The sequence below is a fragment of the Stenotrophomonas maltophilia genome (assembly GCF_004920835.1).
GTDB classification, from domain to species: domain Bacteria; phylum Pseudomonadota; class Gammaproteobacteria; order Xanthomonadales; family Xanthomonadaceae; genus Stenotrophomonas; species Stenotrophomonas maltophilia_AQ.
Genome location: NZ_QFHO01000002.1, coordinates 109,206 through 132,880 on the forward strand (window position 1 = coordinate 109,206; position 23,675 = coordinate 132,880).

Genomic DNA, 23,675 nt, shown 5'->3' on the forward strand with positions numbered 1-23,675 from the left:
GATCTACTGAAGCAATCGGGCGCGGGGTAGGGCAAAGCATCCACGCAACGCTGTAAGTTCGGTCAGCCCATACTGGCGGCGCGGATCTGGATATCGTGCTGGACGCGCTGGTCTTCAAGCTGCTGCTCAAGCTGGTTGGCGATGGCACGTTGCTGCGCTTCGCGGCTAACCGCATCGAACTGCTGCATTGACTCCTCAACCGAGGTCTGCGCGGCCAGCTCGGTCGGCATTGCAGCGCGCTGGTGTGCGGGATCGCTGGGCTCGCCCTGGACCACGAACAGGGTGTGGCCGGCGGGTTTGTCTGCGGTGGCATTACTCAGCAGCACGTGGTCGACGCGGTCCAGGTCGTTGTCCTTGGCCAGCACCAGCAGGCTGGCGGTCATACGCTCGCTGGCTTCGTCGAAGGTGCGGCCGTGCTTTGCATCCAACGTCGCCACGCCTTCGCGTACCTGTTGGTAGAGGGCGTGATCGGGATGCTCCGGCTGGGTGGGTAGCAGGGGAGAGGGAGGTACTTCTGGTTCTTGCTGGGTCGTTGTGCTTGGTGGCGGTGCTACCGGTGCTTCCGCTGGAGGTGGCGTGTAAGGAGGCTCGTGCTCAGAGACCTTGGACGCGGCGTCTGTTGCCAGCGCGGGTGCAGCGGGCTCGGCTGCTGCGAGGTTGGCTGGAATGTCTGGCTCAAGCTGGATTGGCGCAGGCGTTGCTTCGGCCTCTTGGAGGCGAGCAGTAACCGGCGCGGCGTCAGCCACGTCGGTATGGATCGACGGGGCCGGGGAGTGGCTGTCAGTCGCAATGGGCTCCTGCGCAGGAGCGGGGTGCCCGACACCCGGCGTAGGTAGCGCGCTCGCTTTGGGCTCGGCCTGAAATTGCTCAGCCGAGGGAATGCCGGGTGACGGCACCGGGGCAGCCGGCATCGAATGCGCGGGAGGGTTTACCTCGGTATGCGCTTGCCGTTCGTTTGACTCTTTCGATGCCGGGGGCGTTGCGACTGTGGTCGGCTCCGGTCGTGGCGCTTCGCGGCGAGCCGTTTCCTGTACGGGTTCCGTACGATCCGATGGCATTGGCGCTGCAGGCGTAGAGGTACGATGTTCCTGCGCCAGAGGCGGCGCGCTGGGCGGCAGTGCAGCCTGCTCATCGGTGCGCGCATCGATCACCGCTTGCGGGGTCAGGCGTTCTTTGGCGTGCTCGCCGCGAACCTCAGCCACGGCAGCGGCGGCCACCTGCTGCGCCTGCGGTGCAGCGACACCCAGTCGATTGGCTTCCTGCATGGCTTGGTCGTGGGCATCGCGCTCGTTGACGGTCAGTGCCTCGATACGACGCTCGTGGGCACTGGGTACCGGCGCCTCCATCTGTTGAATGGCGCGGATCTGTCGGTAGGTGCTGTTCAACTCGTCGCGGACGTTGCCCTCGGCCAGCGAATCGTAGATCCAGCCGTCATGCAGCCACTCGCCATCGCCCTGGTGCTGATAGGTGCGTCCATCGGATGCCAGTACGTGATCGGGATGGTCCCGGGTCCAGATCACTTCATCAGGAATCGCTCCATACTGGGACCAGCCCTGTGCGGTGTAGGCCTGTTCGTACTGCTTGGCGAATGCAGCTGAACTACGGGCGGCGTTGAAGGCCATGATGCCCTGTGCGGCTTCATCAAGCCGGGCGGCCTTGGTGGCATCGGCCACTTCTACTGTGGTGTTCTTGATGCCGTGCTCGAGGACCTGATGGACGACCTCGCGCCGCCATTCGCCATTCTCCGGGTTGCGCTCCCAGGAACGTGGAAGAACGCTGGGTGTATCGCTGGCGTCGCCGGCAATGCTGAAGGGATTGATCGGTTGATCAGGCTCGGACAGCCGCAGCCCGACGGCCCGGCTTGAGGCCTGGTAGTTCAGTTGCTGGGTCAATTCGGCATCGGAAGTAAGCAACGTGGTTGCGCCGTAGATCGGGCGATCCGCAAGGGTGCCGACGGTGCCTATGATTTCCCGTTCGCTGTGCGTCCAGCCCTTTTCAGGGTTCGCCGGATCAAACGTCCAGATCCTGCCGGTGCTGTCGGCCTGGTTATTGATCTGGTATTTCTCGATCCAATCGACGATCTCACTGCCACCCCATGCGCCTAACCCGCCACCAATGATGCCGGTGACAATGGCGCCAGGGCCGGACTCGATGCCCAGCAGCGTACCGACCTTGACGCCCACTGCCGCGCCGGTCCAACCGCCGACGCTGCGTGCTCCGAAGTCCAGCAGCGCGGCTTCCGCGCCCGTCCGGTTGTCGCGCGCGTACAGGTCGGCAATCTTTGTTCCTTCCGTGGCGGCTTCAACGACCGTCGCTGCGGCACCACCGATGACGGCACCCCGCACCATGTTTGGACGCACGCGGATGGTGTGGTCGATGCCGCGTGCTTCCTGGATGTTGGGCGTTATGCCTTCAACAACCTTGAGCGTTGCGCGCTCATCGAAAACGGCTGCCGCTGTTGGCGGACTGACCTTGTCGTTGAGTGGCAGGGTGTCCGTAAGTTCGGCGTGCCAGCGGCCCTGCGCGCGCCAGCCATCGCGCAGTGCTTGGGTGATTCGAGGGTCTTTCAGCCGAGCTTCGCGTTCGGCTTCCAGCGCTGCGCCCGGTGGGCGGGTATCGCTATGGCTGTCGTAGACCTGAGCGCCTTCGCGTCCGTAGAGCCGAATCTGGATGCCGGTCTCGGCCTGGACCTTGTCCAGATTTCCGGGCAGGGCATCGTAAACGTGTTTGCGCACGTCTTCGGGGACATAGCGGCCGAAGCCTCTGTTATCCAGAGAGTTGGAAAAGCGGGCATCCACGCCAAGTTCACTTTCCAGCCGATGCGCCACGACGCCTCGAATCTCTACGTCGTAGCCATTCGCCTGAAGGTCCTTGATCAATGAGACCGCGCTGTCACCATTGCCAAGCGTGGTGTCGAGGATAAGATTCCTATGCCCCTCTACTGCTGCCGAACGAAGCTCCTTGGCCCATTGGCTGGCGTCTTCATGTGTGTGGCCGGCCCACGTGTACGGGTGCTGCTGGCGCAGGAGTCGAGCATCAGGATGAGCGCCGCGAAGCTCGTCAGGATCGACCTTTACAACGTCATCGGAAAGCTCAAACTCAACAGCGGTGACCAGTCCACCCTTACCCGCGCCAGGTTGCCCGGCCAGAACGATGGCTCGAGGCATCAGCTGGCTTGTGACTTGGTCCAAACGAGATTCCGGAAGGATGACATCCCTGAGGCGAGCAGAATGTTCCTCTGGACTCAATCGCGGATGGGGAGTATCCACTTAGGGCTGTTCTCCCGATCCCTTGAAATACTCGTATAGTTCATGGAGGCCTTTCATTCCGCCGTTGCCGGAGCGCGCTCGGAACATTAGTTTGAATTTCTCGTCAGCCGCTGCAATGGATTGCGTATTACCGGATGCCCGAGCTGCAGTCAGCTCACCTTGAGCGTCATTGATGAATCCGTCGAGACAGTCCTCCAACTTCCACACTGCATCCTCAAATGGCGGCAGGGACTTTATGCGTCGGTTGCTCACCGAATTGAGCGCTTCCTGCAGGCTCTTGATGTGCTCTGGGTAGTCTCTGAGCATCTCTCGAAGCTTCGCCGGAACGGGAGGGTAGGATTGCGGCATGGTAGGTACCTATTCAGCGGCCTGACGCGCTTCCATGAGTATCTGCACTTGTAATGGCAAGTTCAATGCCCCCATGGCCATTCGACTATCAGAAGGTTCCGCTAGTCGCCTCTTGAATGAAGCTCGATGTACTTCCTGAGATCGCTGAGTCTGACCATGCCAATGTTGCTGGATATCGCAAAGGAATGAGATTTTCCTTTTATTGGGACTGTGCAATTGCCTTCGGGTCGCCTGAAGCTTCGGCAGTTGCTAGTTCACCTCGTGCTTCGGCGAAATAGCCTGTGAAACAGTCCTCCAATAACCATACTGCGGCCATCAAAGGATGGGGCGTAACTCTGTCGCCCATGGCTCACTGAAATGAGAGCTTGCTGTAGCTGTTCGATGTGCTCTGGATAGTCCTTGAGCATTTCCCGGAGCTTCGCCGGAACAGGAGGGGAGGCGAAAGCCATGACTGCCACCTCTTTTGAATATCCATGCGGATTCGAGAATATCCGTGCATGCCTCGGCGAGTCCAATGTCATTTGCGACATCGATAGGGTGCGTTGGCACCGTGCACTTGGACACGGATCTGAATGATTCAGATGTGCGGACGTTAAGGGGGGGGAATGCACGCGTGGCGTGGGTCAACAGCTTGACTTGCCACCTGCCACACAGCTTGCCCGCCAATGCTCCCAGACCTTGGCATCGATGCCGGCCTTCATCGCAATGCCTTGCAGCTCCGCCCAGTTCCTCGGCGAAGGCGAGGCCAGCAGCCCACGCATGAAGGCCTGCATCTTCGCTTCGCCCACCTGCTTCTCCAACGAGAGCAACAGCAAGGGGGCATAGACGTAGCGATACATCTCGCCCAGATCCGAGTTGCCGTCGATGGCATCGAACGCCGGCAGCGGCTTCTCCTGCATTTCGATGGCCGATTGCAGTCGCGCGATGTAGCGATCCGCCGCGGTATCGCCACTGATCTCGCGCAGCGCCTTGATCGAGAGGAACTCGGCGCTAGACTCCAGCAGCACCCAGAAGTACGGTCCCTGCGGACGATTGAGCGTGCCGAAGTAGTAATGGCCCATTTCGTGTGCGATGTACTGCACGCGTCGCTCGGCCTTCTCGCCACCGGCCAGCAGTGAATCGGCCACGTTGCCGATGCTGCCGCTCATGGCGATGGTCGGCCAGGTGGCAAAGCCCCATTCGCTGCCCTCGCGGTCTCGCTCGATCTGGTTGAGCGTGACCATGCGCAGGAAGGTGGGGCGGTCGGCCAGCGGCACGCCCATGTAGCGGCTGTGCACGCCGGCTATCTTCTGCACCGTGCTGGACAGTGCATCGACCTTCGCCGGGGGCAGGGTCTCGTTGAGGATCGTGACCTGCGCGGTGCGGGTGATGGGGCCGCTACCGCCGAAGAGGAGGATGGGCCGCGCGTTGTCGCTGCGGAATCGCCCCTGCGCGCCTTCGATGGCCGGGCTGCCGTTGATATACAGGAAGCGGCAACCGCTGCAGTCCACCTGCAGGTCGTAGCGGCTTTCGCTGCTGCGCAGGCGTGCCTTGGGGTCGAACGCCTGCGGCAGCCATGCGGACTGTTCGGTGAAGCGGGCGCTGTCGCCGTTGAAGGCCATCAGGCCCTTGAAGTCGGTCGGGGCATCGTGCCGGGCATAGACCGGGAAGGCGCCCACATACTGCACGCAGAGCGTGGCGGGTGGCTTGGTCACGGTGTACACGCGCGCCTCGCCATCCACGCCGGGGTCGTACCAGCCTTCGAAGTCCAGCGGCGCGCCATCGGCATCGGTCACCCGCGCGACGTTCAGGCCGGCGTTGAGCACGAAGGTGCCGAGGGAATCGGCAGGTCGATTGGACACGCAGACATCGCCTTCCACGCGGCCGGTCGCTATATCCACTCGCACGCTGCCGGTGGTGAGTGGCGTCGCGTCCTGAGCAGGCGGCGCAGCCAGGCTGGTGGCAGGGGCGAGCAGTGCGGCAACAACGGCGGGCAGCAGGGCTTTGCAGGGGTTCATCGGGCCATCCGTGGTGGAGTGCGTTGACTATAGCGCCAACGCAAACCCGCCCGAATGCCGGCTAGCCACCCGGACATGTGGCTCTGGCGGAATGCCGTGGCCTGGGGCAGGGCTCGAACGGCATGTGCTCCCTATGGAACACGTGCGATGCGGTTACGAATGGAACAGCAGTAGGCCGAACAGGCAGAACACGGAGATGTGCAGGAAGCCTTGGATGGGAGACGCGCGCTGGCCGTTGAGTGTCTGTGCAGTCAGGAACAAGGTGATCGCCAGCAGCGCAACTTCCATGTCCGATATGCCCATGATGACCCGCTTTCCGGTGAGCAGCCCAATGACCAGGATGGCGGGCACGGTAAGCCCCACGGTCGATACGAAGGCGCCCAGGCAGAGATTGATGGCCCTTTGCATTTCATTGTTCATCGCTGCCTTGATGGCGGTGATCGACTCCGGGGTGAAGACAATGATGGCGATCAGCACGCCACCCGCTGCGGCCGGTGCGTCGAGCGCGGCGATGCCGTAGTCGGTGACCACTGCCAGGTGGTGCGCCAGCAACACGATGGGCAGGATCAGGCTGACCAGAAGGATGGAACGCGCCAGCAGGGTACGCCGGGTAGCCGCGCTCACCGGAGCCTTCGGCGTGGCCGGTCCGCGGAGCTCTCCACGCATTGCCGGCATGACCATCATCTGCCCAATGGGCGGTTGGATGAAGTAGTGCCTTCGGCTCCTCATCTGCATCCAGAGGAAGACGACGTAGACAAATACGGTAATGGCCGTGATGCCTATCGCCTGAGCATTGGTGAAGGTGTTCCCGGTGCCGGTGTACTTCGGCAGAATCAGCGTCATGCCGGTCAGTACCATGATCATCGACAGGTAGGTAATGGCACCCTGTGCGTTGTACTCCTGATCACCATTGCGGGCGCCACCGATGAGGCAGGCGCCCAGTACCAGGTTCATGATGATCATCATGACCGCGAAGATGGAATCGCGGCCAATAGTCGGGTTGTCGCCGGGACCCAGCAGCACCGAGACGATGAGTACAACTTCAATGAGCACGATGGCAAGTGTGAGGATCAACGTTCCGTAGGGCTCACCAAGTGCCTCGGCAAGATGATCGGCCTCGCCGACCACGCCGAACGATGCGGCCAGGATCGTGGCGAACAGTGCGAGGAAGATTCCGCCCGCGATGGCCGGTGTGAGTCCTGCTCCCATCCAGCCCGGCCCCCAGAGCGTGAACACGACCACGACACTCCATGCGCCAAGCAGCAGGGCGATGCTGCGTGGTGGGAGAAGCGAAGATATGGGGGGATGTGCCTTGGCACTGTTCTTTCTTGTCATGTGATGGTCGTGATGCCCGGTGACAGAGGTGTGGCGCGCTTCATCGTCGGCACAGACGCCTGACGGAGTGGTTGTCCTGCTCGCAGGAGATCGGGCGTGGACAGCTGCCTAGCATCGTGTCTGCCTGATTTCCCGCCGGTGTTGATTGTTCTGACGGCGCAGGCAGGCTAGCGTGAATGTGCGCTGCATTCAAAAAAATCACATTTGTAATCTTTGGCACGATGTTGCTTGCAGAGACGGCCAGGAATCTCCCCGGCCGTCTGTTACACCTTCACGTCGGCCAGGAACACCACTAGCGCCCGTGGTTGCGTTGCCGCTGGCTGTGGCCCCGGCCATGGTGGCGGTTGCCGTAGTGGCGATCGCGCTGCCAACGGCGATCATGGCCACGGTCATGCTGGCTACTGCGGTAGTCGCGGCGATCGTAGCGGTCATGGCGACGATCATTGCCATGCGACGTGGACAGGTTGCCGATGGCACCGCCCGCTACGGCGCCGCCGACGGTGGCTGCAGGGTCGCCGTTAGAGAGCATGTGGCCCGCAATGCCGCCTACCACCGCACCGGCGATGGTGTGCTTGTCCTTCTTTGACAGTGCGCTGGCATTGCCGGCTGCCGCGATGCCAGCAAGCAGTGCCAACGTTATCGCCAGACCACGGAAGCGGGGCGCGGAAGTACTGGTCATGTTCGGATCTCCTGGGAGGTGTGTGCCACGTTGGATGGGGAGTACGCAGGCACCCGGTTCCTGCAGGTATGACGCTGGTGACTCAACATTGTCGGAACATTGCCCTGGCCCGAGGCCCGCTGCGGGTATTCATCTGGCTGCCGGAAGAATGGGCTCGCTAGCCCAACGCTTTTAGGAAGAACTCCGGTGAGCCGAAATTGCCGGATTTGAGCGCGATGCTGATCGACGTTCCCGCGATTGCCGAATGGCCGGTGCACCAGGGAACACCGGGGTCGATCTGCTCGCCGACCTGGAGCTGTTCAAGCCGAAGCGCCTGTACGACGGCGCCGGACGTCTCGCCGCCAGCCACCACCAGCCGACGCACGCCGCGCTTGACCAGGCCGCAGGCGATCCGGGCGATCTCGGCTTCGATCAGGGCGCCAAGCTGTCCTGTGCCGTCCTGCGCCTGTACGCGGCGTACATCCTCGGGAGATGCGGTTGAATAGATCAGAGCAGGCGTGTGGCCGGCATGCTGCATGGCCCAGCGCAGGGCTTCACTCGCGACGTCTTCGCCTGCGGCAATGCGCAGTGGATCCAGCGCGAGCGCAGGATGCCCGGCGGCGATGAACGTGGCGATCTGCCCACGTGTGGCTTTGGAGCAGCTTCCGGCTAGCAGGGCGCACGGTCCCGTTGCGCGCGCGGGCAGTGCGGTACCTTCGGGCTGCAGGTTCCAGTTCGCGGGCAGGTGAAGGGCAATCCCGGACGCCGCGGTGATGAGTGGAAGATCCTTCAGTGCCGGTGCCAGCCGTTCCATATCCTGGTTGTCCAGGGTATCGACGATGGCGATCTCCACGCCCTCTGCCTGCAGTCTGGACAGCGCCTCGCGTATGGCTGCGCCGCCACCGGCGACGACCGAATGCGGTAGCAGCCCAACCCGCCGCCGGGTCTGCGCACCGAGCACGCGCACGAGATTGGCATCGGTCATCGGCGTAAGCGGGTGATGCTGCATGCCGGACTCGCTCAGCAGCGCGTTACCCACGAATAGATGCCCTTTGAACACCGTGCGCTGGTTGTCCGGAAACGCGGGTGCAGCGATGGTGAACTCCGCACCCAGGTACTGCATCAATGCATCGATGACGGGCCCGATGTTGCCCTGCGGTGTACTGTCGAACGTGGAGCAGTACTTGAAGTAGAGCTGATCTGCACCCTGGGTGCGCAGCCACTGTGCAGCGTCAAGCGACTGCTGGACGGCGTCGCTGGCGGGTACACTGCGCGTCTTGAGCGCGATGATGACTGCGTCGGTAGCTTCCCGGAGGGGACTGTCGGGCACGCCGAGTGCAAGCACCACCCGCATGCCGGCACGTACGAGGTTGTTGGCCAGGTCGGTGGCACCGGTGAAATCGTCGGCGATTCCGCCGAGTTTGATGCGTGGCATGGCCGCACCGCCGGAGATTCCGTCGGTGCGATGGGAAGGGGCGTGGCGCATGTTGAATGGGACTCGGCAGAGGAGGGACCTTCTGGGCAGCAGACAGGCAGTCAGCGCATGAAGTCGTCATCCATGTAGGCGCGGATGATGGACTCGAAGTCTGGGTCGGCGCGCAATCCCAGTGCTTGGGCGCGCGTGGTGTCCCAGCGTCCGGGCCAGCTGCCGACGATCCGTTCGATGCGCTCGTCCGGTTGCCAACGGATACGGTCGGCGGTGGCGTCGCCCGCTACGATGCGGAGCGCCTGCGCCATTTCGCACGCGGTGACACTGACGCCCGGAAGATTGATGGGCGATCCGTTGTCGAGCCGCGCCGCATCCAGTTCGCTGCCTGCAATCAATGCGGCGATGGCACTGCGGGGGGACAGCAGCCAGAGGCGGGTTTGGGGATGGACCGGGCAGGCGGCGGGCTCTCCGTTGAGCGGTTCGCGGATCATGCCGCTGGCGAACGAGGACGCCGCTGCATTGGCCCTGCCGGGACGGACGCTGATGGTGGGTAGGCGCAGTACGCGGCCATCGACGAAGCCGCGCCGGGTGTAGTCGGCCAGTAGCAGTTCGGCGATGGCCTTCTGCGTGCCGTAGGACGACTGTGGGCGCAGTGCGGTGTCGTCACGCACGGTGTCGGGCAAGGCGCCACCATAGACGGCCACCGAGCTGGTGAAGATCACCCGGGGTCGATGGCCCGCGTCGCGGCAGGCGTCCAACAGGTGGCGCGATGCATCCAGATTGATGCGCATGCCCAGATCGAAGTCTGCTTCGGCCTGGCCGCTGACCACGGCGGCCAGGTGGAAGATGATCCGTGTATTGCCATCGATGGCGTCGCGCAGTGTTGATTGATCGGCGATGTCGCCGACGCGAGCCCGGACGCGGAGCTCGCCGAGAGTATCGGCCGGGACGACATCGAGCAGGTCGATGCGGGTAATGGGCACTTGCGTGCCGTCGATCCGGAGGTGCCCTTTCGCGAGCAACCTGCGAGCCAGGCGCTGGCCGAGGAAGCCGGCCCCGCCGGTGATGAGTACTTTCATGTGATGGAACCTCGATGGGATGGCAATGGGGTATCCACCGCCGGGCTTGTACCCGTGGGCCGCAGATACGGGCGCGCCCACCCCAGGCCTTGGCGCGTTCCGGCTCTGGGGTGGTACTCGCACCCGACCCAGCCCGGGTAACCGAGCGTGTCCAGCTGCTCGAACAGGTAGGCGTAGTTCACTTCACCCAGGTCGGGTTCGTGGCGATCCGGGACGCCGGCGATCTGGATGTGGCCGATGCCGGCAATATCCCGGCGCAGGGACATGGTCAGGTCGCCTTCGACGATCTGGCAGTGGTAGTTGTCGAATTGCACCTTCAGGTTGTCGACGTTGAGTTCGCGGCGGATGGCGTGGGCCTCGGCCTGCCGGGAGAGGAAGTAGCCGGGCATGTCGCGCGGGTTAATCGGCTCGATCAGTACGGTGATGCCGGCGCTTGCAGCTTCCGACGCGGCATGTGCGAGATTCTCCAGATAGATGGCCCGGTGCGCGTCCGGGTCTTGGTCGCTGCGCAGCAGGCCCGCCATGACGTGCAGATTGCGATTACCGAGCCTGACGGCATACTCGAGCGCTTGCTGCACGCCCCGGCGGAAATCGTCTCCGCGGCCTGGCAGGGACGCCAGTCCGCGCTCACCGGCGTGCCAGTCGCCGGGAGGTGTGTTGAACAGCACCAGGTGCAGTCCATGCTCCTGCAATCGTGATTGGATCTCGGCCACCGCGTGCTCGTAGGGAAACAGGAACTCCACGCCCTGGAACCCTTCGCTTGCCGCAGCGGAGAAGCGCTGCAGGAATGGGTGCTCGGTGAACAGGGTGCTGAGGTTCGCGGCCAGGCGTGGCATACGTGTTCCTTGTCCAGCGGGAGAGGTCAACGATTAACCAGACGTGCCGGTGTCAGCCAGACGGCGATCGCGCCGAGCACCAGCAGCCCGGCCAGCACGTGCATGCCGGTCTGCGTGGAGTGGGTCACGTCCTTCAGGTAGCCGATCATGTAAGGGCTGACGAAGCCCGCCAGATTGCCCACCGAATTGACCAGGGCAATGCCTGCGGCGGCTGCGGTCCCAGAGAGGAAGGCCGTGGGCAGCGACCAGAACAGTGGGGCGCAGCTGAGCACGCCGGCCGCTGCCAGCGACAGGAAGACCAGCGACAGGGCCGTGTTGTCGGCGAAGGAAGCGGCGGCGGTGAATCCAACCGCACCGGCCAGTGCAGGCACGATAAGGTGCCAGCGACGTTCACGATGACGGTCGGCGCTGTGGCCCAGCAAGTTCATCACCACAATGGCGCAGAGGAAAGGAATGGCACTGAGCAGGCCGATGTGCAGCGCGCTGCTCACACCAGTGGACCTGATCAGGGTGGGCATCCAGAACGTCAGGCCATACTGCCCGGCAACAAAGGTGAAGTAGATGAGGCACATCCACCAGACACGCTTGTCGGTGAAGATCCCGCGCAATGAATGCTGCTGGGTACCCGAAAGCGATTGATCGACTTTGATTGCGTGGGCCAGTACGCGCTTCTCGTCTTCTTTCAGCCACTTTGCACTGCCAATGCCGTTGTCCAGATAGGCCACGGTCACGAAGCCGATGGCAATGGCGGGTATTGCTTCGATCACGAACATCCATTGCCAGCCCTGCAGGCCGTGGACGCCCTGGAAGGCTTCCATTATCCAACCGGACAGCGGATTGCCGAAGATGCCGGCCACCGGAATGGCTGACATGAAAAGTGCGATGATGCGCGCTCGACGCTGCGCCGGGTACCAGTACGTCAGGTACAGGATCACGCCGGGGTAGAAGCCCGCTTCTGCGACACCCAGCAGGAAACGCAGGATATAGAAGCCCGTTGGCGTTTCAACGAACATGAACATCGCCGACAGGATGCCCCAGGTCACCATGATGCGGGCGATCCACAGGCGTGCTCCGACACGTTGCAGCAGCAGGTTGCTGGGTACCTCGAACAGGAAGTAGCCGAGGAAGAAGACGCCTGCGCCGAGGCCGAACACCGCCTCACTGAACCCCAGGTCCTGCGACATCTGCAGCTTGGCAAAGCCCACGTTGACCCGGTCCAGATAGGCGATCACGTAGCAGAGCATCAGGAACGGAACCAACCGCCAGAAGACCTTCGCGTAGGCGCGTGTGGCGATGTGGATGTCCGCATCCGAGGATGGAGTGGCGGTGACCGGATGGCTCATCGAGTGTCTCCGAAGGGCAGCATGGCTCTGGGCTGTATTGGATGGCGTGGGCCGAGCGAGGCGGAGATCACCATCGCACCCCGAACGTGGCGTGTAGATCGGCCAGCGCGATGGCATCCAGTGGCTCTGGCCTTGGACGAGTCATCAGCCACAGCCGCGCGGTTTCCTCGAACTCTTCCAGCGCATACGCGGCATGACTCACGCTGGGGCCCCACAGCACGGGTCCCAGGCGCTCGAGCAGTACGCCACGAACCAGTCTGGCCAGTGCAGCAACCTCCTGGGCAACGGCAGTGTGTCCGGGGCGTTGGTAGCGGATCAGCGGTATGCGGCCGACCTTCATGACCTGGTAGGGCGTGACGGGCGGCAGCACTTCGTGCTCGCGCCATACCCCAGCGAGGGTGAGGGCGACCAGATGTGTGGAGTGGGTATGCACGACGCCGCCGGCGTTGGGATTGCCGTGATAGATGCCCTGGTGCAGGACCAGGGTCTTGGAAGGCCTTTCCCCGGAGAGCCAGTTGCCTGAGCGGTCAACCTTGGAAAGTGCCGCCGGATCAAGTTGGCCAAGGCAGGCGTCGGTGGGGGTGATCAACCAACCGTCGTCCAACCGCGCGCTGATGTTGCCGGCCACGCCTACGGTATAGCCTCGATCAAAAAGTTGAGTGCCGACCCGGCAGATCTCCTCCCGGATGCGTGCTTCGTTGCGATCGTGCGTGCTCATTCAGCACTGCCTCGGAGCAGACGGGAATCGCCGAGCGCCGGTGACGGCGTCCCTGCGCTGAACCGACAGCAACAACTCGCTTGCCCACTGCTTCACGTGCATGCATCCGATATCTGCGGAAGTGCCTGTGTATGTCAGTTCGAATCTGCCGCCAACCGAAAGATCGTGAAAAAGTGTGTCGTTGCACCGGTACGCAGCGCATTGGCCTGTGCCAAGCGTTCGAGGATGGTGGCGGCTCGCAGTGACGGCGCGCGATGCGGCATTGGGCTGTACGGGAGCGCACTGAAATGAATCGCAACATCTGCACAATTGCGCAGCGCCTGGGGCCCGGCTAGCGTTCTTCCACCACCGCGGGGTTGCCATGCGGTTCGTTGCGGAGGACAGCAGGATGATCCTTGAAGTGCACGTTGGCGCGCGTCCAACACACGTGATCTCCCGGTCGCTTGGGATTGCACTTCTGGTGGGAATTGCCTGCTGGAGTGATCGATCGGCGGCGTCGGACCTGGCAAGGGCGTGCGACGATCTGGGCGCATCAGCACGCGCGGGATCGATCCAGATTCATCGTCACCTCAACGATGATCCCAACAAGGTGGTGTTCAATGCCAAGGACATCCGGGGAGGGGCCGGGGTGGCGGTAGGTGGTCAATCCGCATTTCTGACCGAGGCGATGATTGCCCGGATGGATACCTCTCCATCGCGGGAACTCAGGACCGGTGGTGCCTATGTCACCTCTGCCAGAAAGGCGGATGTGGGCTCGATTGCAGCGTGTGACATCGTCGGCGTCATTCTGCCGGAGAGTGTTCGGGATCCAGCGGTTGCCAGTCCCCGGCACGAAGTGCCCAGCATCAGCTTCAGGCTGCTTGTGCCCCTCGACTGGAATGGGCTGTTGAAAGGAAAGCTCATCCAGTTCGGTGGCGGACTGTTCAATGGTGAGGTTGGAGATCCGGGATCGGTTCTGCAGAACTTCAATTTCTGGTCTGGAGGTGTTGCGCCGCTCGGCAAAGGCTATGCGCTGGTGACCAGCGATTCGGGACATCGAGGCAAGAGCAGTTCCCTGGCCTTTGCGAAGCTCCCCGCACCTGGCTACACAGTGGCTCAGCAAGTAGCAGTGAAGAACTACGCCGGTGAGCACATCAAGCGCGTCCGCGATACCACCACGGCCATTCTCCAGCAGCTGTCGCTTGCCCGGCCGGCACGAACCTACTTTGTGGGCATCTCGACAGGCGGCAGGGAGGCGCTCAAAGCGGTTTCCCGGTTTGGCGCTGACTACAACGGTGCGATTTCCGTGGCGCCAGCCTGGGACGTGACCGCAGGTACCGCAACGGGCGAGCGCTGCAATGGCCTGACTGTCCGGTCAAAGGGTTTCCGCGATCTGGTCAAGCCAACCGCACCCGGCGCGACGTTGGATGAGAAGCTGGACAACTTCTGCCAAATGGTGGATCTGGCCTGGCAGCCCGCGGACGATCTGATGGCGTTCGGCGCAGCCGGCGGCAAGCTGCTGATCGTGCAGGGTACGAGTGACAAGATCGTGCCTGCGAGCAAGACGGATCTGTACTGGAACCGTTTCGCGGCGCTGACGCCGGAATGGGATGAGTTTGCTCGCTATTACCAGATCCCGGGCTTCGATCACGGTTATGGCTACGTCCCTGATTTCGATCTGATTGGTGTGCTGGATCGCTGGGTGGATGACCACGCACAGGCGCCGGAGGTGCAGCAGCTTGGCTACCGGTACGCGCTTGCGACGGTTCCCGGGGTGCTCTGGGAGGGGCTCTTCCATGGCATCCGCCTGCCATGGAACGTGCATGCGCAGGAGAGGAAGACGGTCTGCCAGTACCCATCGACTTCCACGCTCGCGGTCAACGCCTTCAACTGGCGTGATGCCGGGGAGTGCACGAAGCGCTAGCCACGCCTTCGGTACGGACGACAGCGGCTTGCCGATACCGGCGGCCCTACCGCGACTCATCCACCAGAAACGATGGACCATCCGATGAAGATCAGATCCAGGGCGTCTGCAATCGTCATGGCCTCGCTCGGCTCGCTGGCAGCGCCTGCGATGGCCGCGGAGTTCGACGCACGCAGATACCTCAGCGGCGACTGGAACGGGGCCCGGAAATCGCTGGCGGAGACTGGCGTACAGCTCCGGCTGCAGTACATCAATCAAACCGCGCATAACGTGAGCGGTGGTGATCGTCGCACAACGGCCTATGCCGATCAGATATTCGCTGCCGGCATCTTCGACCTGGAAGCCTTGTGGGGCTGGAAGGGGGCGGAGTTCCAGATTGAAGTGGCCAACCGCAACGGCGCTTCGGTGAGCAGCGAGGCCGGCATTGGCGCGTTGATGGGACCGCAGTTCATCTACGGTCGCGGCACCGTGACACGCCTGCGCCAGTTTTCGATCACCCAGCGCTGGCTGGATGATCGGTTGAGCCTGAAGGTGGGCCGGATCCACCCGGGAGCGGATTTCTTCGGTGCCAGCTGCACCTTCCAGAATCTGACGTTCTGCAATGCCGGTGTGTCGAATCGCATCAGCGACCGTTGGTTTGGCGCGCCGCTGAGTGCGCTGGGTGCGCAGGTGACATTCAGTCCTGACGCCCGATGGTTCTTCAGGGTTGGAGGGTACGACGCCAATCCGCAGAACCTGTCGAAGGAGCAGGGCTTGAGGCTCGGCACCTCCGGCGATGACAACGGGACGCTGCTGGTGGCCGAAGTCGAGTTCAGGCCCGCATCCGGAAGCGGAAAAGAAGGCTCGTACCGCCTTGGCGTTGCCCGCAACAGCAGCGACCTGCCACGGCTCGTCAACCGGGCGGGGTATCCCCCCGGCACTACTGCAGATGCGGTCGGAACACACGATACCGATCGCGCGCTCTACGCCAGCTTCGAGCAGCAGCTCACGCGCAATGATGCGGGAGGAGGACTGCGCCTGTTTGGTAGCGTGATCCGCGGCGATCAGCAGGTAACCCGGATCGGTGAGGTGATCAGTCTCGGTGCGACCTACCGAGCGCCGTTCGCATCAAGGCCGAACGATCGTATCGGCGTGGCGATCGGGCGCGCGTCGATCAGTTCCGAGCTGACATCGGCCCAGCGGCGGCTCGCCCTTGATCTGCCGGACCGAATGGGCGCCGTTGGCGTGCAGCGGCATGAGATTCCCATTGAAGTGAACTACGGGATTGCCGTGGCCCGCGGTATCGAGCTCATGCCGAACATCCAGCACGTGAGGCACCCGGGCGGCCGCGACGTGAGCAGCGCCACGATCCTGGGCCTGCAGTTGAACGTTGAACTATGACGGGGACCGGGCCAGCTGCCCGGCAACCGGATCCAATCGTGGGTAGCGGACAGTGGAGATGACATGAAGGATCCGTCGATCGCGTTGCAGCAGGGAGCTCATGCTGCGCCCCGAAAAGGGGCATGGTGGGTTCTGGGTATCCTGTGTTTCGTGTACATGCTGAACTTCCTGGATCGTCAGCTTCTTTCGATCCTGGCCAAGCCCATCCAGGACGAGCTGGGAGTCAGTGATGGCCAGCTCGGTCTGATCGGTGGCCTCTACTTTGCGCTGTTCTACTGCATCCTTGCCATTCCGGTCGGATGGTTGGCGGACCGGACCAATCGGGTCAAGGTGCTCGCGTTCTCCTGCGGCCTCTGGAGCGCTGCCACTGCGACATGCGGCATGGCATCGAGCTATCCGCAACTGGTGATGGCACGGATGATGGTCGGTGTGGGCGAGGCCGGTGGCGTGCCGCCTTCTTACGCGATCATCACCGACTATTTCCCACCACACCTGCGCGGTCGGGCACTTGGGTTGTTCAACCTGGGGCCCGCGATCGGCCAGTCGCTGGGTGTAGCACTCGGTGCATGGATCGCTGCCGCATACGACTGGCGGCTGGCGTTCATCGTGCTGGGCGTGGTGGGGGTGGTCGCGGCCGTGTTCGTGTACGTGGTCGTCAAGGAACCCGAGCGGGGCGGGCTTGATGCCAGGCCTGCAGTGGCTGCGAATGCACCTGTGCAACGCGCCGAGCCCGCCCGCTTCTGGTCCACGTGCAGGATGTTCCTGACCACGCCCAACCTGATGATTGCCGCACTGGGCGCGGCCGCAAACCAGTTCGTAACCTACGCCATCATGGGGTTTGCGACCTTGTTCCTGATGCGCGAGAAGGGCATGACGCTTCAGCAGGTGGCGTTCTTCTACGCACTGGTGGTGGGCGTGACGGTCTGTGGCGGCATGTATGCCTCCGGCCGCCTGCTGGATGCCTTCAAGAAGCGATCCAGAGCGGTCTATGGCGTGCTGCCGGGTGTGGCCATGATCCTGGCATTGCCCTTCTTCATCGGCTTCGTCTGGGCCCCTACCTGGCAGCTTTCGCTGCTGATGCTGGCCCCGCCGATGTTTCTCGGCTTCTTCTATCTCACGCCATGTGTGGCTCTGGTCCAGGAGGAGGTGCAGCCCAACCAGCGCGTACTCTCCGGAGCGATCCTGCTGCTGATCATGAACCTGATAGGCCTGGGGCTGGGACCGACCTACCTGGGACATGCCAGCGATGCATTTTCGGGGACCAGCCCTGGGAACTCGTTGCAGATGGCGTTCTATACGCTGGCGCCCTTCTTTGTCCTGGCATCAGTGCTGTTCCTGGTGCTGGCCCACCGCCTGCGCCGTGAGCGTTCCCCGGAGGTTCCGTGACGACGCCCTGGACGTGTGACGGAGACATGCAGCCCTTTGCGCTGACCCTGGACAAGTTCCTGCTGCATGCAGCCAGGTGGCGCGGTACGGTCGAGGTATCGACGGCGCATGAGGATGGGACGGTCAGCCGTACCAGTTATGCGGACCTGTGCACTCGCAGCCGGCGGGTATCGAGGCTGCTGCAACTGCATGGGGTAAATCGTGGTGAACGGGTGGCTACGCTTGCATGGAATACCCAGGGACACCTTGAAGCCTGGTTCGCGATCATGGGCATCGGCGCGGTGTGCCACACACTGAATCCCCGCCTGACGGCAGAGCAGCTGGCGGCGATGGTGATCCAGTCGGGGGCACGTATCCTGCTGGCGAGTGCGGATCTGCTCGCGCAGGCGCAGCAGATTGCGGCGCTGGCTCCCGACATCCGTTGTATCTGGATGCTGGATCAGGCCAGTCATCCGGCTGCTGCGGCCGGACCGGTGGACCTGCAGGCGCTCGAGCGTCTGTTGGGTGATGTCACTGAGCCGGCGGAGTGGGGGGACTTTCCCGAGACTTCACCGAGCGGGCTGTGTTTCACCTCCGGGACGACGGGAGCGCCCAAGGGCGTGACGTACACCCATCGTTCCAGCTACCTGCACACGTTGCGCGTGCTGCAGGCCGAGATGATGGCGATCACGGGTGAGGACAGCGTGCTGCTGGCCGTGCCGATGTTCCATGCCAATGCCTGGGGGCTGCCGTTCGCCGCTGCGGCGGTTGGCGCACGCCTGGTCTTGCCTGGTCGTCATCTTGAGGGTGCGCGTCTTGCGCGCCTGCTCCAGTCGGAGGCGGTAACAGTGGGGGTAGGGGTGCCGACTGTCTGGTTGGCGCTGCTTGAGCATGTGGAAGCAGAAGATCTCGCCCTTCACTCTCTGCAGCGCATCATCGTAGGTGGTGCGCCGCTGGCGCCCGCGCTGATGGAGCGGCTGGAGCGGCGCCTGGATGTGGTGGTACAGACAAGCTGGGGCATGACCGAACTTTCTCCCTGTGGCACGTTGGCGCCGCCGGAGGGGGCGCGTTCGGCGGCACAGTCCGGGCGACCGGCGCTCGGTCTGGATCTTCGGATGGTTGATGAGTTTGGGCAGCCTTTGCCAACGCAGCGTGGCGTGGAGGGACACCTGCAGGTACGCGGTGCGGCTGTGCTCCAGCGCTACTTTGGTGAAAAGGAGGATGCGGTGGATGCGGAGGGCTGGTTTGCCACCGGTGACCTTGCACGCCTCGACGCCAAGGGCAATCTTTCCATTACCGGCCGCGCCAAGGACCTGATCAAATCGGGCGGCGAGTGGATCAATCCGGCCGAGATCGAAGCACTGGTGGGCGCAGTTCCGGGCGTGGCCCTGGCCGCCGTCATTGGACGTCCGGACCCCAGGTGGGGCGAGCGGCCGATACTGATTGTAGAAGTTTCCGGAGAAGCGTCGCTGGACGACAACGCATTGCTGGCCGCGCTGCGCGACCACGTCGCGTCATGGTGGATTCCCGACGCGGTGTACCGGCTTGAGCGCATGCCATTGGCTGTCACTGGAAAGATCGACAAGAACCGGCTGCGGGCAGAGTACGCATCGGCCCGGGAACGGAACAGGGCGGGAGGAGACCAGCACAATGAGATTGGATGAACGCGTTGCCATCGTGACGGGAGCAGGACAGGGCCTGGGCCGTAGTCACGCTCTTTACCTTGCCGGGAAAGGGGCGCGTCTGGTGATCAACGATCTGGACGTACACGCTGCCGAAGCGGTGCAGGAGGCGGTGGTAGCGGCCGGGGGGGAAGCCATTGCCTGCAGCGGCTCAGTCACGGACGAAGCATCCGTGCAGTCGATGGTGGCCGATGCGCTCGCGCGCTGGGGCAGGATCGACATCCTCGTCAACAATGCCGGAATCCTGCGCGACAGGAGCTTTGCGAAGATGAGCCTGGATGATTTCCGTCAGGTGATGGACGTGCATCTGATGGGTGCGGTGATCTGCAGCAAGGCGGTCTGGGACATCATGCGGGCGCAGAACTATGGGCGGATCGTGATGACGACATCATCGTCGGGATTGTTCGGGAACTTTGGCCAGGCGAACTATGGCGCGGCCAAGATGGCACTGGTGGGTCTGATGCAGACGCTTGCCATCGAAGGCGCGAGATATGGCATCCGGGTCAACGCGCTGGCGCCCACGGCGGCTACCTCGATGACGTCCGGCGTGCTTTCCGATGATCAGTTGATAGCACTGGATCCGGCGTTGGTGAGCCCTGCGCTGTTGGCGCTGGTAACGGAATCTGCTCCGACCCGTGCGATTCTCTGTGCGGGTGCCGGACACTTCGCGCGAGCAAACGTGACACTGACTCCCGGTATACGCATTGGCGGAGGAGCCTGGGCAGGAGAAGCAGTGGTGGCGCACTGGGTTGCGGTGTCCGACCGGGATGGCGAGATCGTGCCGGAGTGCGGGTGGGAGCAGGTTGAGCAGGAAACGGGTCGTTCGCCGGGGTGATTCGATGAAATGGCACGGGCCGTGAAGATCAGTCGTCGATCAGCAGGTGCGCCAGTGCGCGTCCCGCCTCCACGGCAGAGTCCAATGTCGGGAAGCGGCGTCCTGTTCCAGCGAAAGGTGGGTGGCCCTCGATCACCACTTCGAGTATCTCGAATATGCCGGGATAGGATTGGGTGATGGTGCATTCATATCTGCATCTGGCGTGGTAGCCGTGGATTCGTGCGCGCAGTAGTACAGACGGCATGGATGCTTCCATAGATTCAGCGGCGCGCATGCTAAACGCGTTGGCAGGTGGACAAAAGTCACATTCCGTTGCTGATTCAGCAAAGACCGTGTTAACCGCTACACTGGCGGCCTACGCTCGATGGAGTCACGCCCATGTTCAGTGGAAAGGTCGCGGTGGTTACCGGATCCACCAGCGGTATCGGCCTTGGCATTGCCACCGCGCTGGCGCGGCGAGGCGCCGATATCGTGTTGAACGGATTCGGCGATGCGTCGGAGATCGAACGCATCCGTTCCAACCTGGAAGCTGAGTTCGGCATACGGGTGGCGCATGATGGCGCCGATCTTTCCCGTGGCGAGGCGGTGCGCGGAATGATTGACCACGCCGTTGCGAAGATGGGGCGCATCGACATCCTGGTGAACAATGCAGGTATCCAGCACACCGCGTCGATCGAGGAATTTCCCATCGAGAAGTGGGATGCGATCCTCGCGCTGAATCTCTCGGCGGTGTTCCATGCAACGGCGGCCGCCTTGCCCCATATGAAGCAGCAGGGCGCCGGCCGCATCATCAACATTGCGTCGGTACATGGGCTGGTGGGCTCGGTGAACAAGTCGGCCTATGTGGCGGCCAAGCATGGTGTGGTGGGGTTCACCAAGGTGACCGCGCTGGAGAACGCGGGCACCGGCATCACCGCCAATGCGATCTGCCCGGGCTGGGTGCGGACGGCGCTGGTCGAGCGGCAGATCACCGCGTTGGCCGAGCGCGAAGGCACGGATCAGGAATCCGCCGCGCGCGCGCTGCTGGCTGAGAAGCAGCCTTCGTTGCAGTTCGTGACGCCCGAGCAGCTGGGCGAGATGGTGGTGTTCCTGGCCTCGGACGCTGCGGCGCAGATTACCGGCACGGCGCTGCCGGTGGACGGGGGCTGGACGGCGCGCTAGCTGGCGGGCTGTGCCCGTCGTTGCAGCATCGGCAGCGCCACCAGCGTGGCGAGAATGGTGAACAGCACCAACGACGAACCCACCGTGCCGAAGCCCAAGCCGCCCTTTTCCAGTGGCTTGGTGAGCAGGTCGCCGAAGGTGGCACCGAACGGGCGGGTGAGCACGAAGGCGATCCAGAACAGGATGACCCGGTTGATGCCCTTGATGCGGGTGGCCAGTGCGGTGAGCGCGATGAGGCTGCCGATCAATAGCGCGCCGCCGGTGAAGCCGAGCCCGGAATCGTCGGCGAGGAAATCGCCCAGGGCGGTGCCGAGCGTGTTGGAGAACAGCACGGCGGTCCAGTAGAAACCTTCGGCGCGGCGCGATGCGATGTTGCTGACCGAGATCGACTTTTCCGACAGGCGCCACGCCAACAGCACCAGCGCCAGGCAGCCGGCCAGCAGGCTGGCGCCGGTGGCGTAGCCCAGGCCGAGCGTGCGGTCGAGCAGGTCGGACATGGTGGTGCCGGCGGTGCTTGTGGCCAGCACCACCGACCAGAACAGCAGCGGATGGAAGCGTCGCGCGGACAGCTGCACGGCCAGCAGGCCGGCGAAGACCGTGAGCAGGATGGCCGAGCTGGCCACGTAGCCCAGGTTGAGCGTCATCGACAGCAGATCGCCCGCGGTCTCGCCGAGGGTGGTGGCGGCGATCTTCATCACCCAGAAGCCGAGGGTGACCGCCGCCACTTTGCTGTGCAGGGACTCTGCGTCTGAAGCACTCATCGAAGGTCGCCAAGGATGCCTGCGGGCGATCGTGTCGGTGCGCGCGTCGGAACGCGGTCGAAGCGGCCTTCGTATTGCGTCAACCTATTGCCGCGATTCAGCTAGCCGGCAGCACTCGGCTTCGCAAACACATCCAACCCCTTGCCCGTCTCCAACAACGACTTCAGGCTCGACAACACGATCGGCCAGCCCTGGCGGATGCCGGTATCCATGCCGCTACCGGGCTCCAGTTCGTCGTGGGTAACGGTCAGCCGCACCATGTCCTGGTAGGGCACGATGTCGAAGGTGACGCGGCTGTAGGCATCGGGGTTTTCCGCCTGCGAAGCGGCGGCCCAGGTGATGACCAGCCGCGAGGGCGGGGTGCTTTCCACCACTTCGCCGACCAGCTCGACCGAGCGCGTTTCGTTGGCGCGCACATGCTGCCAGCGCGAGCCGGGTTTCCAGTCCGAGACGTTCTCGTGGCCCCAGTAGCGGCTGGCGATCTCGGGCCGGGTGATGGCCTCGAACACCTTCTGCGGTGTGGAGGCGATGTAGATCACGTGGATGAAACGGGTGGATTCTGCGGTCATCGTCATTCTCCTTCCAGTTCCTGTTTGAGGTCATGCAGCAGGCTCAGGCGCTGCTGTTCGAACTTGCGTACCCAGCGCTCGTAGACTTCATGTAGTGGCACCGGGTTGATGAAGTGCAGCTTCTCGCGGCCACGGCGCACGGTGCTGATCAGGTTGGCGTCTTCCAGCAGGCCGAGGTGCTGGGTGACCGATTGCCGGGCCATCTGCAGGTGCTCGCAGAGCTGCCCCAGCGTCTGCCCGTTGCGCTCGCACAGCAGGTCCAACAACGTGCGGCGCGTGGGGTCGGCCAGGGCCTTGAACACCTTGTCTGCATCCATGGGGGCCTTCAGTTCCAGTTGTCGATCTTGACGTCGTGCGGGCTGGGCTGGCCGCGCCCGGTTTCCAGCAGGGATTTCAGACTCATCAGGAAGATGGCCCATTTGGTGCTGCAGTGGTGCATGAATTCCACGCGTTCTTTCCAACCTTCATGGCTGAACAGCACGATGCAGCAGTCGCCGTCCTGGTGCAGGGCGAAGCGCGCGGTGGTGCCGATCCATTCCGGTGGGCCGTCGATGAATTCCCACAGCACCAGCTCGTTCGGCTGCAGCTGCAGAAGCTTCATCTGCATGGCGCCGATTTCCTGGCCGTTGGCGGTGAAGCGGGCGGTGATTGTGCCGCCGATGTGGCGGTCGCCGGTGGTGTCTTCGGCCCACCAGGCGGCGATGCCTTCGGGGGTGGCCAGGGCCTGGTAGACCTGGGCAGATGGGGCGTTGATGCCGACTCTGTGTGCGATATCCACCATGACTGCGGCTCCACGGTGGGCGGCGGGGTGCCGTCCGTGGGATCACAATAGGCAGGTAAATGCCTGCATGTCAACTCCGCCGCCGTGAATGCCCGGCCGTGGTAGTGCCAGCCGCTGGCCGGCACCCTGGTGGAGTTGGAGGATTGCAGCTGCCGGCCAGCGGCCGGCACTACCGGTTGGCGGCGCGCAATGGACTTTTGGCCGTGGTGATGCCTGGTGCGCGGCG

21 protein-coding genes are annotated in these 23,675 nt (G+C 63.3%); 6 read left to right on the plus strand and 15 right to left on the minus strand.

All coding sequences use genetic code 11. The features are described 5' to 3' along the window. Positions 1-62 precede the first annotated feature (62 nt). From DI041_RS01995 to otnC, 10 genes are all read right to left on the minus strand, one after another. Complete coding sequence (locus DI041_RS01995) at positions 63-3,269, minus strand: zeta toxin family protein (RefSeq protein ID WP_282567767.1); 3,207 nt, start codon at positions 3,267-3,269, stop codon at positions 63-65. Next, positions 3,270-3,617 (minus strand): hypothetical protein, encoded by a 348-nt coding sequence (locus tag DI041_RS02000; RefSeq protein ID WP_248298450.1) that lies wholly within the window; start codon positions 3,615-3,617, stop codon positions 3,270-3,272. 623 nt (positions 3,618-4,240) lie between these two features. Further along, the gene (locus tag DI041_RS02005; RefSeq protein WP_136638680.1) at positions 4,241-5,614 is read right to left on the minus strand and encodes a M1 family metallopeptidase; all 1,374 of its coding nucleotides are present in this window, start codon (positions 5,612-5,614) and stop codon (positions 4,241-4,243) included. 153 nt (positions 5,615-5,767) lie between these two features. After that, positions 5,768-6,850: a calcium:cation antiporter gene (locus DI041_RS02010; RefSeq protein WP_211195196.1), complete on the minus strand. Its 1,083-nt coding sequence runs from the start codon at positions 6,848-6,850 to the stop codon at positions 5,768-5,770. Positions 6,851-7,241: 391 nt separating this feature from the next. After that, a complete protein-coding gene (locus tag DI041_RS02015; protein ID WP_136638682.1) occupies positions 7,242-7,628 on the minus strand; it encodes a glycine zipper 2TM domain-containing protein in 387 nt (128 codons plus the stop codon). Between the two features lie 157 nt (positions 7,629-7,785). Beyond that, on the minus strand, positions 7,786-9,042 hold the full coding sequence (gene otnK, locus DI041_RS02020; protein ID WP_136638683.1) for a 3-oxo-tetronate kinase: 1,257 nt from the start codon (positions 9,040-9,042) through the stop codon (positions 7,786-7,788). Positions 9,043-9,143: 101 nt separating this feature from the next. Continuing rightward, positions 9,144-10,115, minus strand: coding sequence for a D-erythronate dehydrogenase (gene denD / locus DI041_RS02025; RefSeq protein ID WP_136638684.1), 972 nt, complete (start codon positions 10,113-10,115; stop codon positions 9,144-9,146). After that, positions 10,112-10,951, minus strand: coding sequence for a 2-oxo-tetronate isomerase (gene otnI / locus DI041_RS02030; RefSeq protein ID WP_136638685.1), 840 nt, complete (start codon positions 10,949-10,951; stop codon positions 10,112-10,114). The genes denD and otnI overlap by 4 nt, the downstream gene beginning before the upstream one ends. Positions 10,952-10,977: 26 nt before the next feature. Next, complete coding sequence (locus DI041_RS02035; RefSeq protein WP_248298457.1) at positions 10,978-12,195, minus strand: MFS transporter; 1,218 nt, start codon at positions 12,193-12,195, stop codon at positions 10,978-10,980. A gap of 166 nt (positions 12,196-12,361) precedes the next feature. Further along, entirely contained in the window at positions 12,362-13,012 is a 651-nt protein-coding gene (otnC, locus tag DI041_RS02040; RefSeq protein ID WP_136638687.1) for a 3-oxo-tetronate 4-phosphate decarboxylase, read from the minus strand. Positions 13,013-13,400: 388 nt separating this feature from the next. On the opposite strand from otnC, the gene DI041_RS02045 reads away from it, so the two are divergent. From DI041_RS02045 to DI041_RS02065, 5 genes are all read left to right on the plus strand, one after another. After that, positions 13,401-14,915 (plus strand): tannase/feruloyl esterase family alpha/beta hydrolase, encoded by a 1,515-nt coding sequence (locus tag DI041_RS02045; RefSeq protein WP_169050340.1) that lies wholly within the window; start codon positions 13,401-13,403, stop codon positions 14,913-14,915. An 84-nt stretch (positions 14,916-14,999) separates the two neighbouring features. Beyond that, complete coding sequence (locus tag DI041_RS02050) at positions 15,000-16,295, plus strand: carbohydrate porin (protein ID WP_169050341.1); 1,296 nt, start codon at positions 15,000-15,002, stop codon at positions 16,293-16,295. Positions 16,296-16,358: 63 nt separating this feature from the next. After that, positions 16,359-17,681 (plus strand): spinster family MFS transporter, encoded by a 1,323-nt coding sequence (locus tag DI041_RS02055; protein WP_136638690.1) that lies wholly within the window; start codon positions 16,359-16,361, stop codon positions 17,679-17,681. Then, positions 17,678-19,324: an AMP-binding protein gene (locus DI041_RS02060; RefSeq protein ID WP_248298451.1), complete on the plus strand. Its 1,647-nt coding sequence runs from the start codon at positions 17,678-17,680 to the stop codon at positions 19,322-19,324. The genes DI041_RS02055 and DI041_RS02060 overlap by 4 nt, the downstream gene beginning before the upstream one ends. Further along, positions 19,311-20,177, plus strand: a complete 867-nt coding sequence (locus DI041_RS02065) for an SDR family NAD(P)-dependent oxidoreductase (RefSeq protein WP_136638691.1) — start codon at positions 19,311-19,313, stop codon at positions 20,175-20,177. Before DI041_RS02060 ends, DI041_RS02065 begins: the two co-directional genes overlap by 14 nt. Before the next feature lie 28 nt (positions 20,178-20,205). Here the strand turns inward: DI041_RS02065 and DI041_RS02070 are convergent, their stop codons facing one another. Beyond that, the gene (locus DI041_RS02070; RefSeq protein WP_136638692.1) at positions 20,206-20,451 is read right to left on the minus strand and encodes a hypothetical protein; all 246 of its coding nucleotides are present in this window, start codon (positions 20,449-20,451) and stop codon (positions 20,206-20,208) included. A gap of 104 nt (positions 20,452-20,555) precedes the next feature. On the opposite strand from DI041_RS02070, the gene DI041_RS02075 reads away from it, so the two are divergent. Next, positions 20,556-21,338 carry a 3-hydroxybutyrate dehydrogenase gene (locus DI041_RS02075; RefSeq protein WP_046982877.1) on the plus strand — a complete coding sequence of 261 codons (783 nt, stop codon included), beginning with the start codon at positions 20,556-20,558 and terminating at the stop codon, positions 21,336-21,338. Here DI041_RS02075 and DI041_RS02080 read toward each other — a convergent pair. The 4 genes from DI041_RS02080 to DI041_RS02095 all read right to left on the minus strand — a co-directional run bounded on the left by DI041_RS02080 (position 21,335) and on the right by DI041_RS02095 (position 23,449). Beyond that, a complete protein-coding gene (locus DI041_RS02080; protein ID WP_046982876.1) occupies positions 21,335-22,099 on the minus strand; it encodes a COG4705 family protein in 765 nt (254 codons plus the stop codon). The genes DI041_RS02075 and DI041_RS02080 overlap by 4 nt on opposite strands. 101 nt (positions 22,100-22,200) lie before the next feature. Then, the gene (locus DI041_RS02085) at positions 22,201-22,668 is read right to left on the minus strand and encodes an SRPBCC family protein (RefSeq protein ID WP_046982875.1); all 468 of its coding nucleotides are present in this window, start codon (positions 22,666-22,668) and stop codon (positions 22,201-22,203) included. Between the two features lie 2 nt (positions 22,669-22,670). After that, positions 22,671-22,985, minus strand: a complete 315-nt coding sequence (locus DI041_RS02090) for an ArsR/SmtB family transcription factor (protein ID WP_046982874.1) — start codon at positions 22,983-22,985, stop codon at positions 22,671-22,673. A gap of 8 nt (positions 22,986-22,993) precedes the next feature. After that, positions 22,994-23,449 carry an SRPBCC family protein gene (locus DI041_RS02095; RefSeq protein ID WP_136638693.1) on the minus strand — a complete coding sequence of 152 codons (456 nt, stop codon included), beginning with the start codon at positions 23,447-23,449 and terminating at the stop codon, positions 22,994-22,996. Positions 23,450-23,675: the final 226 nt, after the last annotated feature.

What these genes read in the sequence shown, in the direction of transcription:
- DI041_RS02000 (WP_248298450.1), bottom strand. Translation starts at nt 3,617, where the DNA reads ATGCCGCAATCCTACCCTCCCGTTCCGGCGAAGCTTCGAGAGATGCTC.
- DI041_RS02005 (WP_136638680.1), bottom strand. Translation starts at nt 5,614, where the DNA reads ATGAACCCCTGCAAAGCCCTGCTGCCCGCCGTTGTTGCCGCACTGCTC.
- DI041_RS02015 (WP_136638682.1), bottom strand. Translation starts at nt 7,628, where the DNA reads ATGACCAGTACTTCCGCGCCCCGCTTCCGTGGTCTGGCGATAACGTTG.
- otnK (WP_136638683.1), bottom strand. Translation starts at nt 9,042, where the DNA reads ATGCCACGCATCAAACTCGGCGGAATCGCCGACGATTTCACCGGTGCC.
- denD (WP_136638684.1), bottom strand. Translation starts at nt 10,115, where the DNA reads ATGAAAGTACTCATCACCGGCGGGGCCGGCTTCCTCGGCCAGCGCCTG.
- otnI (WP_136638685.1), bottom strand. Translation starts at nt 10,951, where the DNA reads ATGCCACGCCTGGCCGCGAACCTCAGCACCCTGTTCACCGAGCACCCA.
- DI041_RS02035 (WP_248298457.1), bottom strand. Translation starts at nt 12,195, where the DNA reads ATGCTCTGCTACGTGATCGCCTATCTGGACCGGGTCAACGTGGGCTTT.
- otnC (WP_136638687.1), bottom strand. Translation starts at nt 13,012, where the DNA reads ATGAGCACGCACGATCGCAACGAAGCACGCATCCGGGAGGAGATCTGC.
- DI041_RS02045 (WP_169050340.1), top strand. Translation starts at nt 13,401, where the DNA reads ATGATCCTTGAAGTGCACGTTGGCGCGCGTCCAACACACGTGATCTCC.
- DI041_RS02050 (WP_169050341.1), top strand. Translation starts at nt 15,000, where the DNA reads ATGAAGATCAGATCCAGGGCGTCTGCAATCGTCATGGCCTCGCTCGGC.
- DI041_RS02055 (WP_136638690.1), top strand. Translation starts at nt 16,359, where the DNA reads ATGAAGGATCCGTCGATCGCGTTGCAGCAGGGAGCTCATGCTGCGCCC.
- DI041_RS02065 (WP_136638691.1), top strand. Translation starts at nt 19,311, where the DNA reads ATGAGATTGGATGAACGCGTTGCCATCGTGACGGGAGCAGGACAGGGC.
- DI041_RS02070 (WP_136638692.1), bottom strand. Translation starts at nt 20,451, where the DNA reads ATGCGCGCCGCTGAATCTATGGAAGCATCCATGCCGTCTGTACTACTG.
- DI041_RS02075 (WP_046982877.1), top strand. Translation starts at nt 20,556, where the DNA reads ATGTTCAGTGGAAAGGTCGCGGTGGTTACCGGATCCACCAGCGGTATC.
- DI041_RS02080 (WP_046982876.1), bottom strand. Translation starts at nt 22,099, where the DNA reads ATGAGTGCTTCAGACGCAGAGTCCCTGCACAGCAAAGTGGCGGCGGTC.
- DI041_RS02085 (WP_046982875.1), bottom strand. Translation starts at nt 22,668, where the DNA reads ATGACCGCAGAATCCACCCGTTTCATCCACGTGATCTACATCGCCTCC.
- DI041_RS02090 (WP_046982874.1), bottom strand. Translation starts at nt 22,985, where the DNA reads ATGGATGCAGACAAGGTGTTCAAGGCCCTGGCCGACCCCACGCGCCGC.
- DI041_RS02095 (WP_136638693.1), bottom strand. Translation starts at nt 23,449, where the DNA reads ATGGTGGATATCGCACACAGAGTCGGCATCAACGCCCCATCTGCCCAG.